This is a genomic window from Comamonas sp. 4034 (assembly GCF_050434545.1).
GTDB lineage: Bacteria > Pseudomonadota > Gammaproteobacteria > Burkholderiales > Burkholderiaceae_C > Comamonas > Comamonas odontotermitis.
In genome coordinates, this window is the sequence record NZ_JBNDIT010000001.1 from 445,601 (window position 1) to 459,212 (window position 13,612).

General features: G+C 62.8%; 13 protein-coding genes. 4 read left to right on the top strand and 9 right to left on the bottom strand.

Annotated features, from left to right (window positions below; all coding sequences use genetic code 11):
• Nucleotides 1-10: 10 nt before the first annotated feature.
• The 3 genes from ABIE32_RS02010 to ABIE32_RS02020 form a co-directional block, all read right to left on the bottom strand.
• Nucleotides 11-1,204: a thiolase gene (locus ABIE32_RS02010; protein ID WP_429013366.1), complete on the bottom strand. Its 1,194-nt coding sequence runs from the start codon at nt 1,202-1,204 to the stop codon at nt 11-13.
• 19 nt (nt 1,205-1,223) lie between these two features.
• On the bottom strand, nt 1,224-1,589 hold the full coding sequence (locus ABIE32_RS02015) for a Zn-ribbon domain-containing OB-fold protein (RefSeq protein WP_224150885.1): 366 nt from the start codon (nt 1,587-1,589) through the stop codon (nt 1,224-1,226).
• A gap of 71 nt (nt 1,590-1,660) precedes the next feature.
• The gene (locus ABIE32_RS02020; protein WP_429013368.1) at nt 1,661-1,858 is read right to left on the bottom strand and encodes a hypothetical protein; all 198 of its coding nucleotides are present in this window, start codon (nt 1,856-1,858) and stop codon (nt 1,661-1,663) included.
• Between ABIE32_RS02020 and ABIE32_RS02025 the strand changes: the two genes are divergently transcribed.
• The 3 genes from ABIE32_RS02025 (at nt 1,857) to ABIE32_RS02035 (ending at nt 5,841) form a co-directional block, all read left to right on the top strand.
• Entirely contained in the window at nt 1,857-3,059 is a 1,203-nt protein-coding gene (locus tag ABIE32_RS02025) for an ABC transporter substrate-binding protein (protein WP_429013371.1), read from the top strand. The genes ABIE32_RS02020 and ABIE32_RS02025 overlap by 2 nt on opposite strands.
• Nucleotides 3,060-3,101: 42 nt before the next feature.
• Nucleotides 3,102-4,319 carry an ABC transporter substrate-binding protein gene (locus ABIE32_RS02030; protein WP_429013374.1) on the top strand — a complete coding sequence of 406 codons (1,218 nt, stop codon included), beginning with the start codon at nt 3,102-3,104 and terminating at the stop codon, nt 4,317-4,319.
• A gap of 82 nt (nt 4,320-4,401) precedes the next feature.
• Nucleotides 4,402-5,841 carry an NAD-dependent succinate-semialdehyde dehydrogenase gene (locus ABIE32_RS02035; RefSeq protein ID WP_429013376.1) on the top strand — a complete coding sequence of 480 codons (1,440 nt, stop codon included), beginning with the start codon at nt 4,402-4,404 and terminating at the stop codon, nt 5,839-5,841.
• Nucleotides 5,842-5,911: 70 nt separating this feature from the next.
• Here the strand turns inward: ABIE32_RS02035 and ABIE32_RS02040 are convergent, their stop codons facing one another.
• Nucleotides 5,912-6,406, bottom strand: coding sequence for a hypothetical protein (locus tag ABIE32_RS02040; protein WP_429013378.1), 495 nt, complete (start codon nt 6,404-6,406; stop codon nt 5,912-5,914).
• Between the two features lie 230 nt (nt 6,407-6,636).
• Here ABIE32_RS02040 and ABIE32_RS02045 point away from each other — a divergent pair, with 230 nt between their 5' ends.
• Entirely contained in the window at nt 6,637-7,455 is an 819-nt protein-coding gene (locus ABIE32_RS02045; protein ID WP_429013380.1) for a TlpA family protein disulfide reductase, read from the top strand.
• A gap of 29 nt (nt 7,456-7,484) precedes the next feature.
• Here ABIE32_RS02045 and ABIE32_RS02050 read toward each other — a convergent pair whose 3' ends face one another.
• The 5 genes from ABIE32_RS02050 to ABIE32_RS02070 form a co-directional block, all read right to left on the bottom strand.
• Nucleotides 7,485-8,990, bottom strand: coding sequence for a class I adenylate-forming enzyme family protein (locus ABIE32_RS02050; RefSeq protein WP_429013383.1), 1,506 nt, complete (start codon nt 8,988-8,990; stop codon nt 7,485-7,487).
• Nucleotides 8,991-9,072: 82 nt separating this feature from the next.
• Entirely contained in the window at nt 9,073-10,059 is a 987-nt protein-coding gene (locus ABIE32_RS02055; RefSeq protein WP_224150892.1) for a Bug family tripartite tricarboxylate transporter substrate binding protein, read from the bottom strand.
• 99 nt (nt 10,060-10,158) lie between these two features.
• On the bottom strand, nt 10,159-11,355 hold the full coding sequence (locus ABIE32_RS02060) for an acetyl-CoA C-acetyltransferase (protein WP_429013386.1): 1,197 nt from the start codon (nt 11,353-11,355) through the stop codon (nt 10,159-10,161).
• A gap of 25 nt (nt 11,356-11,380) precedes the next feature.
• On the bottom strand, nt 11,381-12,658 hold the full coding sequence (locus ABIE32_RS02065) for an acetyl-CoA hydrolase/transferase family protein (protein ID WP_429013389.1): 1,278 nt from the start codon (nt 12,656-12,658) through the stop codon (nt 11,381-11,383).
• Nucleotides 12,658-13,539, bottom strand: coding sequence for a MaoC/PaaZ C-terminal domain-containing protein (locus ABIE32_RS02070; protein ID WP_429013391.1), 882 nt, complete (start codon nt 13,537-13,539; stop codon nt 12,658-12,660). Before ABIE32_RS02070 ends, ABIE32_RS02065 begins: the two co-directional genes overlap by 1 nt.
• Between the last annotated feature and the right edge of the window lie 73 nt (nt 13,540-13,612).

Below are 13,612 nucleotides of genomic sequence, written 5' to 3' on the forward strand. Positions count from 1 at the left end.
AGCAGTCCTGTCACAAAGTTGCGGCCGTGCCGAGGATCGCCGTGGCCTGGCTGGACAGCGTGCCGCCGTTGCCATGGGCCAGGGCCAGCTGGGCGCCTGCGATCTGGCGTTCGCCACAGTTGCCGCGCAATTGGCGCACGGCTTCGATCAATGCAAAGATGCCATACATGCCCGGGTGCACGCACGACAGTCCCCCACCGTTGGTGTTGACCGGCAGGCTGCCGCCGGGCGCAATCGCGCCGCTGGCAACAAAGGCACCGGCTTCACCCTTTCTGACAAAGCCCAGGTCTTCCAGAAAGAGCAGTGTGTTGATCGTGAAGGCGTCATACAGCTCCACGACATCCATGTCCGCAGCCTGCAATCCGGCCATTGCAAAGGCCTGCGCGCCCGATTGGCTGGCGGCGGTCACCGTCAGGTCGGGCATCGACGAGATCTGGCGGTTCCAGCAGGCCGTAGCGTTGCCCAGCACATAGATGGGGGCGTTCGGGGCGTTTTTGGCGTCTTCGGCGCGGCTCAGCACAAAGGCGCCGGCGCCGTCGGTCACCAGGCAGCAATCACGCACGGTGAACGGGTCTGCAATCATGCGGGCGCCCAATACCTCTTCAATGGTCAGCGGGTCGCGCATGAAGGCTTCGGGGTTCTTCTGTGCCCATTGGCGGGCTGACACCGCCACGGCGGCCAGCTGCTCGCGCGTGGTGCCGTACTGGTGCATATGGCGTGCAGCGGCCATGGCATAGGCTGCCACCGGCATCACGGGCTCGAAGGGGTGTTCGAAGGGCTGCGGATCCATGAACTTGCGTGCAGCAGTCGATTCCTTGCGGCCAAAGGCGGCCGAGCGTTGCGCACTGCCGTAGCACACCAGCACATGTTTGCACTGACCAGCCTTGAGCGCCATGATCGATGGCAGCAGGTGAGCGATGAAGCTCGACCCACCCACCATGGTGCCATTGATGTAATTGGGGTTGATGCCCAGGTGTTCGATGACCGGCATGGGCCACATGGTGGCATTGACGCTGCAGGTCGCCAGTCCGTCGATGTCCTGCATGGTCAGGCCTGCATCGGCCACGGCCGCATGCGCGGCGCGCGCCAGCAGCATCATGTCGTCAGAGCCGGGAGTCTCGCCGCAGCCGTAGGTGGCAACGCCGGTGATGGCCGCCTTGCCGCGCAGCGCGCGCAGGCCGGAGCTGATGTGTACTTGTGCCATGTGCTTGTCCTTTTCGTTCTTATGCGGCCTTGAATACCACCAAGCCCTTGCCGTTGTGCTGCACCACTTGTGCGCGCACCGCCATGCCGATCTTCACATCGGCTGGCGCCATGCCTTCGACGCGGCTCATCATGCGCGGGCCTTCGGCCAGATCGACCAGTGCCACGTTGTAGTCGCCCCCGGCCTCGGCCTTGCGGCGGATGACCGTGGTCGAGTACACCGTACCCTGGCCGGAGGGCTGTTCCCAGGCCAGTTGGTCACTGCCGCAATGCGGACACAGTTCGCGAGGATAGAAGATGGCCTTGTGGCAGGCCGTGCAGCGCTGGATCTGGAAGCTGCCTGCATCGAGCGCGGCCTGGTATTGGCTTGACATCGAAGGTGTCATTGCGTTGTCTTTCTCGGTATTGCGGTATCGGGCGGATGGTGGAGCATGGGCGATTTCACTCCGGCGCGCAATTATTGGTTGCGGAAGAGGGGGTTTGGCGCGATTTGATCAACGCAGGCGACAGCCCGAAACAGGTGCCAGATCACAAACAGGCTCTTAGGGTTTTCGAGGCTTTGGCTCAGGCTAAGGCACGGCTTCGCAAAGGCAAAAGCTGCTGCGCCATAAAGCTCTAGCATCAAGGGCTCAATAAGAATCGGAGACAAGAACATGGGGAAATCCTCACTGGGGCTGGCTGCCGCATTGGCGTGCCTTGCCGCGCACGCGCAGGGCATCTCGGGAGATGTCGTGAAGATCGCAGTGCTCAGCGACATGTCGAGCCTGTATGCCGACACGGCCGGCAAAGGTTCGGTGGAAGCCGCCAGGATGGCCATCGCCGACTTCGGCGGCACCGTGCTGGGCAAGAAGATCGAGCTGGTCTCGGCTGACCACCAGAACAAGGCAGACGTGGCTGCGACCAAGGCGCGCCAGTGGTTCGACAGCGACGGTGTGGACATGGTCATGAACATGAACAACTCCGCAGTCGCCATCGCGGTCAACGGCCTGGCACGCGAGCGGAACAAGATGGTGATGAACACCGGCGCCGTCTCGACTGCATTGACCAACGAGCATTGCGGCGCCACCCTGGTGCACTACACCTATGACACCTACGCCATGACCAACGCCGCCGTCAAAGGCGTGCTGGCGCAAGGCAAGAAGGACTGGTTCATCATTTCGGTCGACTACGCAGCAGGCAAGGCCATGGCGGCCACGGCGACAGAGTTTGTGGAAGCGGGCGGTGGCAAGATCACCGGTCAGGTGGCGCACCCGCTCAATGCCAGCGATTTCTCCTCATACGTCACGCAGGCGCAGGCCTCCAAGGCGCAGGTGGTGACGCTGGCCAATGCAACCAACGACACAGTCAACACCATCAAGGCGGCGTACGACTTTGGCCTGACGAAGAACCAGGTACTGGTGCCGCAGCTGATGTTCATCAACGACATCCATGGCCTGGGTCTCAAATACGGTCAGGGCATGACCTTCGCCACCGCCTTCTATTGGGACCGCACGCCCGAATCGCGGGCATGGGCCAAGCGTTATTTCGAACGCATGAAGAAGATGCCATCGATGGTGCAGGCGGGCGACTATTCCGCCGTGATGACTTACCTGCAGGCCATCAAGGAGGCGGGTACGGACGATGGGGTGGCCGTGGCGGCGCAGCTCAGGAAGATGAAGATCAACGACGCCTTCTCGCAGAACGGCTACGTGCGTGAGGACGGCCGCATGGTGCACGACATGTATGTGGTGCAGGTGAAAAAGCCCGAGGAATCGAAGGCGCCTTGGGATTACTACAAGGTCGTGTCCACCATTCCCGGCGATGAGGCCTTCCGTCCTCTGTCCAAGAGCACCTGCCCGCTGGTGAAGAAATCCTGATCACAGACCGCTGATTCATTGCCGACATCCAGGAGACAAGCCATGAAACATTTGACAGCCATCGTCACACTTGCAGCCACTGTTGCCGCAGCCGCACTACCCGTTCAGGCCCAGGGCATCTCGGGTGATGTGGTGAAGATCGCAGTGCTCAGCGATATGTCCGGCCCCTATGCCGACACGGCCGGACGAGGTTCGGTCGAGGCCACGAAGATGGCGGTCGAAGATTTTGGTGGGACGGTGGCAGGAAAGAAGATCGAGGTGGTCTTTGCCGACCACCAGGGCAAGGCCGACGTGGGGGCGAGCCGCGCGCGCACCTGGTTCGACACCGAAGGTGTGGACGTGGTGGTGGACCTGAACAACTCCGCCGTCGCCATGGCGGTCTACAACCTCGCCAAGGAACGCAACAAGCTCATCCTCACCTCGGGAGGCGCTTCGGACGCGCTGACCAGCGAGGCTTGCATTCCCACCGCCATTCACTACACCTACGATACCTATGCAATGGCCAGCGGCGTGGCACATGCCATGCTGGAAAAGGGCAAGAAGGACTGGTACATCATGGCGGTGGACTATGCCTTTGGGAAAGCAGGGGCCGAGACGGTGACCAACATCGTCAGCAAGGGCGGCGGCAAGATCGTGGGACGCACCAACTTCCCGCTCAATGCCAGCGACTTCTCCTCGTTTGTATTGCAGGCGCAGGAGTCCAAGGCACCTGTCGTTACGCTGGTGAGTGCGGGCAACGACACCATCAACGCGATCAAGTCGGCCAACCAGTTCGGGCTGATGAAGAACCAGACCGTGGCGCCGCAGTTCATGTTCATCCAGGATGTGCACTCCCTCGGCCTCAAGACCGCCCAGGGCCTGACATTTGCCACCGCCTTCTACTGGGACCGCACCCCAGAGACGCGCGCCTTCTCTCAGCGCTTTTTTGAGCGCATGGGCAAGAAAACCATGCCGTCCATGGTACATGCAGGCACATATTCGGCGGTAAACCAATACCTGAAGGCGGTTGCAGCTATCAATTCTGATGATGGACCGGCGGTAACCAAGTACCTCAAGTCCAACAAGCTCGAAGACTTCTTCAGCCAGAACGGCCATGTGCGAGAAGATGGTCGCATGGTGCACGACCTGTACCTGGCCCAGGTCAAGTCGCCCGATGAATCGAAGGGCCCGTGGGATTACTACAAGATCCTTGCCACCATCCCCGGCGACAAGGCCTTCCGCCCCATGGCCGATGGCAAATGTGCACTGGTGAAGAAATAGGCACAGGCTTATCCACAACACAACGCGGTCTTTTTTTTGGATGGACCGCTTCATGCACTAAAAGCACCCGCAGGAGCCAACCATGTCCCATGCTTATCCACAATTGCAGCTGTTTATCAATGGCCAATGGCTATCCCCCGAGGGGCGCAAGAGCGAGCCGGTGTTCAACCCTGTGGACGAATCGGTGCTGGGCGATCTTCCCCACGCTAGCCAGGCCGATCTGCAGGCTGCATTGCAGGCGGCCAGTGCGGCCTTTGAAGGCTGGAAACGCACATCGCCGCTTGCGCGCTCCGACATCCTGCGCAAGGCTGCCAGCCTGATCCGCGAACGTGCCACCCATATTGCCACCTGCATGACGCTGGAGCAGGGCAAGCCTTTGCGCGAAGCAAGGCTCGAAGTACTGGCCGCCGCCGACACCTATGACTGGTACGCCGAAGAAGGCCGCCGCAACTATGGCCGCCTGGTACCCGGCAAGACGCCTACCCAGCGCATTGCCGTGCACCATGAGCCGGTCGGTGTCTGCGCCGCCTTTGCACCATGGAATTTTCCCGCCATCACTCCCGCTCGCAAGATCGCAGGGGCGCTGGCTGCAGGCTGTACGCTGATCCTCAAACCTGCAGAAGAAACCCCGGCCACTGCGCAGGAGCTGGTGCGCGTGCTGCACGACGCCGGGCTGCCCGCTGGTGTGCTGAACATGGTGTTTGGCGTGCCAGCAGAAGTATCAGGCTATCTGCTCGACCAGCCCGAAGTTGCCAAATTCTCGTTCACCGGCTCTACTGCGGTGGGCAAGATGCTTGCCTCGCAGGCCGCCAGGAGCATGAAGCGCGCCACGCTGGAGCTGGGCGGCCACGCACCCGTCATTGTCTGGAAGGACGCAGACGTGGCCAAGGCCGCTGATGCGCTGGTTGCGGGCAAGTTCCGCAATGCAGGGCAGGTCTGCATTTCGCCCACGCGCTTTTATGTGCACCGCGAGGTGTTCGACAGCTTTGTAGCGGCATTTGTGGAGCGCACAAAGCAGCTCAAGGTGGGCAATGGCCTGGAAGAGGCCAGCACCATGGGGCCTTTGGCCAACCCGCGCCGCATTGAAGCATTGACGCGCCTGATCGCCGACGCGCAAAAACGCGGTGCCACCTTGCATACAGGCGGCAAGCGCATGCCGGGCGCGGGCTTCTTCTGGGAGCCCACCGTGCTCAGCCATGTCGATGAAGACGCAGGCCTGATGAACGAGGAACCGTTTGGCCCGGTGGCGCTCATCAATCCTGTGGACAACATGGAAGAGGCACTGCGCCGCGCCAACCGCCTGCAGTATGGCCTGGCGGCCTACGCCTTCACGCAGGACAGCGGCGTGCGCCAGCAATTGGCCAACGGCGTGCAAACCGGCATGCTGGGGATCAACACCTTGAACATCTCGATGGCCGAGGCGCCGTTCGGTGGCATCAAGGAAAGCGGCTGGGGATCCGAGTGTGGCATTGAAGGGCTGCAGGCGTATTGCAACATCAAGCTGGTGAGCGAGGACCAGTAAGCCAGCTGCCATTGATGGAAAGATGAGCTGGTGATGCCTGGGACGGCTTTATCCGGGCATCACCAAAGGGCTACCCGGCGGCCGATGCTCTCAAGGCTGCGTTGAAGCGGCTCAACGCGGCTTCACAAATTGCGCGATCCGGACTCTGTGCGACATCCATCTGCATTCCATCAGCGGTGGTCAGTCTGATGGAGTAGTACAGATCGCCCTCTGAATCTTTGGTCTCCACAAGCGCTGCTCCGGCAAGGTCTGCCGCGTGAATGATCTGGGATTCTGTCCTGAGTGGATAGCGCCTGAGAATATGCACGCACCCGGAAGCGTCAACCCTTGCCTCGATACAAGGGATGCCCATCAGATACCAGGCTGCGCCAAGCCCGGCAGCCCAGAACACCGCAAGTACGGTTGGCATGAGCCATGGCAGGGCGTGGTCGAAAGCGGATGGTGAATCAGTCTGCACATGCGAGAGGCCATCGCGAATGAGGATGTACGTAAACATGGCGCACATCAGCAGAAAGCATGCAGAGAACCACCATCCGAATCGGGCTGCCTTGTTGCTGAGCTTCATGGTTTCTGTGCTCCATTCAATGGGCGATGGGTCGGGCCCCTGCCCGCTGCTTTGGCAAATGAGTCTGCACACTATATATGGCCGCCGAACATGGTGAAATCCTGGGGCAGCTAGTTACTTGCGCTGCGCTTGCGGGGAACCAATGGCGGGCCGGGCACTCCGACAGTGGATACACAGGTGCTGCAGATGACCTCTGCAGCCCTTTTTTTCTGATTGGAAAGAGAACATTCATGAGCGCCAGTTTGCAGGTTGGGCCGTTTGCGTTGCCCTGGGGTTTGCTGGTCTTGCTGCTGGCGTTTCTGGCGTCTGACCAGTTGTGTACGCGTTGGGCACGCAAGCTGGGGTTGACCATCGCACCCCATGTCTGGCTGTTGTCGCTGTTGGCCCTGGTGGCCGCACGCGCAGGTTTTGTGGCTCGCTATGCCGACGAATACCTGGCGCAGCCGCTGTCCATCATCAATATCCGTGACGGTGGCTGGGAGCCCTGGGCCGCATTGGCGGTGGCGATCATATACATCTGGTGGCTGTGGTTGCGCAAGCAGGCCGTCTTTCAGCCATTGGCCGGTGCTGCGGTTCTGTTTGGCGCAGTATGGCTGGGCGGCAATGCGCTGGTGCAGCAATTGTCGGGCAGCGACAAGGCCCTGCCGACACTGCAACTGGTAGCGCTGGACGCGAAGACGCACGCACTCGATCAGTTCAAAGGCAAGCCCGTGGTAATCAATCTGTGGGCCAGCTGGTGCACGCCTTGCGTGCGTGAAATGCCTGCGCTGCTTGAAGCACAGCGGCGTTATCCGCAGGTGCAGTTCCTGTGGGTCAACCAGCAGGAAAAGCCCGAGGTGGCTCTGGCTGCCGCACGCGGCTTTGGTCTGCCGGAAGCGCAGGTGCTGCTGGACCCGAGGAATGCCATGACCGAGGTGGCTGGCAGCCGCGCCTTGCCGACGACCCTGTTCTACGATGCCAATGGCCGGTTGCAGGGCATGCGTGTGGGCGAACTGTCGGCAGCGAGCCTGAATGAATTCATGGAAAAAATAGCGCCCGCGCCCCGTTAGAAAGCACAAAATGCTATTTTTTTGATAGTTCAGGATGACTCCAGGCGAGCCTGCAGTTCGCGCTTCATGACCTTGCCGTTGGCGTTGACGGGCAGGTCGTCGATGGCAATGATGCGCGCAGGGCGCTTGTAGGGCGCCAGGTGTTCGCGCAGGTGCGCCTGCAGCGCATCGGCATCCGGCGGATGCCTGGCATCCTGCACGATGAAGGCGATCACCGCCTCGTTGCCGTCAGCCTCTTTCTGGCCCACTACGGCGGCGCGCTGGATACCGGGGAAGCTGTTCAGCGCATGCTCGACCTCGCTGGGGTAGACGTTGAAGCCCGAGCGGATGATCATCTCCTTGAGGCGCCCCACCACAAACAGTGCGCCATCAGCATGTAGCTCGCCCAGGTCGCCTGTGGCGTACCAGCCGCCGTCGCGCAGTGCGGTCGCTGTGGCCTCGGCATCGCGGAAATAGCCGGGCATCAGGCCTGCGCCGCGAACCCATATTTCACCCCGCTCACCGCATGGCTGGGTGGCGCCGGTGCTCGGATCCACAATCTTCAGTTCGGCCCCTTCGATGCAATAGCCTGCGCTGGTGTCGCTGCGGGCTTCTTCCATGCGTGTCAGGTGCAGCGAGCCCGCGTATTCGCTCATGGCATAGCCATGGTGCAGCGTCTGGCCGAACAGGGCTTCCACCTTCTGCTTGAGGGCCAGATCAAGCGGCCCCGCACCGGTGTACAGATAGCGCAGTTGGGGGGCTGCGGGGCGGGTGATTCCCTGCTGCTCGCAATACTGCAGCAGGCGTGCAAACAGGGTGGGTGGGCCTTGCAGCTGGGTGATACAGTGGTGGGAAAGCGCATCCATCAGGTCGGCGGGCTCGAACTGGCTGCGCATCTCAAGCGCCGCACCCGCATGCAGCGACGCCAGCAGCACGGTGCCCAGGCCAAAGATATGCGTCATCGGCACAAAGGCGTAGACCTTGTCCTGTGGCCCCAGCTGGCGCGATTGCGCCGATACGCGCGCGAAGTGCGCCACGCCACGGTGGCTCATCATCACGCCCTTGGGCGCGCCGGTGGTGCCGGATGTGAAGATGATGGCCGCCACCGGGTTGCCCATTGGCTCGGGCTCAGGCCGGGCATCGGCAAACACGGCGCTGTGCGCCAGACCCGGCACGCACGAAGGCGTGGCGCCAAAGCGCTCGCCATGCGCGGCTGCGGCTTTGGAGACGCGGTCGGTAAAGTAGATGATGCGGGCGTCGGCCTTGTCGGCAAAGGCGCGCACCTCACCCGGTGCCATGCGCGCATTCACGCCGCAGGCCCAGGCACCCACGCGGCTGGCAGCCAGCAGCAGGGCGGCATGCTCGGGGCAGTTTTCCGCCACGACCAGAACGCGGTCACCGGGGCGCACCTGCTGGCTGCGCAGCTCGGCTTCCAGCGCGTCCACCAGTTTGCCGAGATCGGCGTAGCTCAGGACGCGATCAGGCAGATGGATGAAAGGGCGGTTGGGCGCCTCCTGCAGCCAGCGGTCCAGCAGTTCGTGAATACGGTCAACCATCGGTTCTTCTCATTTCTCTCAGCGTCTGCAAGGGGTCGCACGGCCCGCAATTGAAAGCACGACAGTGCCCTGCGAAGCGCGATCAGTCAATCACAATGCCCTGGGTTACGGTGGACCACATCTGGCGTTCCTGCGCGGCGCGCTCGGCCAGCTTTTGCGGGCTGCCCACCCACTCGTCATAGCCCAGCTCCTTGTACTTGGCCTTGAGCTCGGGCTGCGCCAGCGCTGCGTTGATGGACTTGTTGAGCTTGGCGGTCAGATCCGCAGGCATGTTCTTGGGGCCATACACCCCGTACCAGCCGCCCACATCAAAGCCTTTGAGACCCTCGATGCCGCTTTCGGCAAACGTGGGAACGTTGGGGAGCGAGGGGTTGCGCTGCGGCGAGGTGACGGCAATGGCGCGCACCTTGCCGCTGTGGATGTAGGTGCTGGCGGTGCTGATGATGTCGAGCATCATGTTGATCTGGCCGCCGATCACATCGGTCATCGCGGGGGCATTGCCTTTGTAGGGCACGTGGTTCATCTCGATGCCACTGCGCTTGGCAAACAGCAGCGCGCCCAGGTGGTTGGAGCCGCCAACGCCAGCCGACGCATAGTTGAGCTTGCCGGGGTGGGACTTGGCATACGCAACCAGCTCCTGCGTATTCTTGAAAGGTTGGTCGTTGTTGACGACGAGCACGTTGTAGTAGCTCAGAACCGGCGCAATGGGCGTCAGATCCTTGGCAGGATCGAACTGCATCTTGCTCATCACATTGGGGCTGATGGTGATGGTGGGGCTGGCGGCAAACCACAGGGTCAGGCCGTCAGGCTTGGCGCGCACCACTTCGCTGCCTGCCAGGGTGGCGTTGGCGCCAGTCTTGTTCTCGACGACCACGGTCTGGCCGAGCTCCTTGGACAGCGCAATGGCAAAAAGGCGAGCCCCCTGGTCCACCGGTCCGCCCGCAGAGTAGCCTACGAGCAGGCGCACGGGCGCCCCCGAGCCTTGGGCGCGCGCAACGCCACAGACGGCAAATGCAGCACAGGCGATAGCGGTAGCGGCCAGCAGGCTGCGGCGATTGAAAGTGGTCATGTTTTGTCTCCTAAAGTCTGCTCCCTCGTGCAAGGCTGGTATCGCACCGGGTCTTGAACGCTGGTCTGTTTTGCGAAAGAGGCGTGCTGCGCCGCAGGGTCAATACCGCTCGAACACTGCAGCAATGCCCTGGCCGCCGCCGATGCACATGGTCTCGAGCCCGTAGCGGCCCTTGCGGCGTTCCAGTTCATGCAGCAAGGTGGCCAGAATGCGCACACCTGTTGCACCGATGGGGTGGCCCAGCGAGATGCCTGAGCCATTCACGTTCAGGCGTTCGGGGTCATCCCATTCCAGTCCTTGCAGCACGGCCAGCACCTGGCAGGCAAAGGCTTCGTTGATCTCGACCAGGTCCATGTCGTGCATGGACAGCCCCAGTTTGGCCAGCAGTTTCTTGACGGCAGGCACCGGGCCAATGCCCATGCGCGATGGCTCGCAACCTGCGGCGGCCCAACCCACCAGGCTGGCCATGGGGGTCAGGTTCAGTTCCTTGAGCTTGTCTTCCGCCACGATCAGGCAGGCCGCAGAAGCATCGTTCTGCTGGCTGGCATTGCCCGCAGTGACGGTACCGCCCTTCATCAGTGCGCGCAGTTTGCCCAGGCTGTCCATCGATGCGTCTGCACGGAAGCCCTCATCGCATTCAAACAGCGTGGGATCGCCCTTTTTCTGCGGCACGCTCACGGGAACCACCTCGGCGTTGAAGCGGCCCGCTTCCCAGGCGGCAGCGGCGCGCTGGTGGCTGCGCACGGCAAACGCATCGGCAGCTTCCCGGCTGATGCCATAGTCGCGCGCCAGGTTCTCGGCGGTTTCGATCATGCCGGAGATGATGCCGAAGCGTTCTGCCGGCTGCGAGCGTTCGCGGCCCCGGTCCAGGCGGTCGTACATGGTCACACTGCCCGCGCGCTTGCCCCAGCGCAGGTCGGTGGTGTAGTACTCGATGTTGCTCATGCTTTCCACACCACCCGCAATCACCACATCGGCAGCGCCACTCTGCACCATCATGCAGGCGGTCACCACGGCCTGCAGGCCGCCGCCGCATCGGCGGTCCAGCTGCATGCCCGGCACCTCTACCGGCAGGCCTGCCTGCAATGCGGCCCAGCGGCCCACGCAGGGCGTTTCGCTGCTGGCGTACGACTGAGCAAACACCACGTCATCGATACGGCTGGGGTCGATACCGCTTCTGTTCACCACGGCGCGCACCGTAGTGGCGGCCAGCTCTTCCACCGATACGGGGCGCAGACTGCCGCCGTAGGTGCCGACGGGGGTTCGCAAGGGGGTCACGATGGCTGCTCTGCGCATGCTTGTCTCCTCAATTCTGATAGCGTTAGGCGTAATACTGTCGAGCGCTGGCGCTCAATGTGTCTCTGTGTTCTGGCGCTGCAATGGCCAGCATGGCCTGCATGCGCCCGGAAAGGCTCAGGTCGCGCAGGTCGGCCACGCCGTGCTCGGTGACGATCAAGCCCGCATCGGCGCGCGGCGTCGATACCGGACCGGATAGCCGAGCGACGATGCGCGACTGCCCACGTGCAGTGGCAGGCAGTGCCACGATGGGCAACCCGCCGGGGCTGATGGCGGCAGCGCGCAGAAAATCCATGGCGCCGCCCACGGCGCCCAGGTACTGGCCAGCCACCACTTCGGCGTTGATCTGGCCGGTCAGATCCACCTCGATCGCGGCGTTGATGGCCACCAGCCTGTTGATCTGCCCTAGCACGCGGGCGTTGTGGGTGTATTCGGTACCGGCAATGCGCAGCGCGGGATTGCGGTGGGCCCAGCGGCGGGTGCGCGCGGTCCCCATCAGCAGCCCGGTCACACTCACACCGGCGTCGATGCCCTTGTGGGTGTTGGTAATGACGCCAGCCTCTGCCAGGTCAGCCGCGCGATCACCGATGGTGCCGCTGTGCAGGCCCAGGTTGCGGTGCCCGTGCAGCGCCTGCAGTACCGCATCGGGCAGGTTGCCAATGCCCAGCTGCAAAGTGGAGCCATCTTCGATGCGGCCGGCGATATGCCGGGCAATGGCGGCTTCGGCCTCGCCGGATTTGCCTGCGGGCACGTCCACCACGGGCTGGTCGCTCTGCACCCAGGCATCAATCTCATCAAGGCGCAGCGTGGCGCCATGCACCCAGGGTACATCGGCATTGACTTCGGCAATCACGCAGCGGGCACTGCGCATGGCTGCGGCCATATAGTCGTGCGCCAGGCCCAGGCTGCATTCGCCAGCTTCGTTGGGGGGCGATACCTGCACAAATACGACATCCACCGCAATGCGGCGGCTGGCGATCAGGAGCGGAATCTGCGAGTAGTGGCAGGGCATGGGATCGAGCACGCCCGCCATGCCCAGGAGACGGTGCGAGCCGCCTGCGGCATAGCCTGTCATGTCGATGGCATCGGCATGCTCGGGATGCAGGGTGGCGCTGCCGCCAATGCCCAGAAACACCCGTGTTCGGGCAAAGCGATGGCGCTGTGCCACATAGGCCTGCATCAGCGACAGCGGCTCGGCGGCCGACTGTCCCCAGACGATGGTGTCTCCGGCGCGGATGAACTGCGCCAGATCCAGGTCTGCCAGCGCAAGGTGCCTACCTTGGGCAGAGGGCGACGAGGGCATCAGGCCACGCTGCCATTGCCATGGCTGAGCACAACGATGTTGCGCTCCACCACCAGCGCGCGGAACTGCAATGACTTGCCGTTCTGCCAGATCTCGGTGCGCAGTGTCTCGCCCGGGTAGACGGGGGACGAGAAGCGTGCATGGATGCTGCGCAACTGGCTGGCATCGCCGCCGCAGGCGGTCATCACCAGGGCGTGGCCGACCATGCCGTAGGTGGCCAGGCCGTGCAGAATGGGTTTTTCAAACCCTGCGGCCTGAGCCACGCGGGGATCGGCGTGCAACGGGTTGTAGTCGCCCATCAGGCGGTAGAGCAGAGCCGCTTCTGGGCGGATGCGGTGCTCGAACGTCCACTGCGCAGCGGTATCAGGCGTGGCTGCAAGGGCGGGCAGCGATTCGTCGCTGGGCTGGCCACCCAATTCCTGGCTGTAGCCGCCGTCACCACGGCAGAAGGTAACCTGCTCCAGCGTAGCGTAGCGTGTGCCGTCCTCGCCTTCGAGGCTGCGCTCGCTCACCACGATGGCACCCTTGCCAGCGCCCTTGTCGATGATGCGTGTGACCCGCGTCCTGCCTACCACCTTGGCTTCCACCGGTACGGGCTGGTGGATGGTGGTGCGCTGCTCGCCATGCACCAGCTTGACCCAGTCGATGCCGCTGTCCTCCTGCTTCATCCAGAAGCCGGGGTAGCCCAGTACCGAGCTCATCGTGGGCAGGGCTTGCAGTGGCTGGTCCATGCCTTCGTATACCAGCGGCAGATTTTTCGTGTCGAGCGGGTGGTTGCCTACGCCCAGGCTCAGTGCGTAGAGCATGGTGTCGCGCTGGGTGTAGTGCTGGCGCACTGGCTCGAACGCCCGGCTCTTGAGTTGCTGGTAGTGGATGGCCATGGTGCTTGTCTCTCTGGTTGTTATGGTGCGTTGCACCGACGGGAGCGGTGCAACGTGGCTGGAGCGAGGGGGC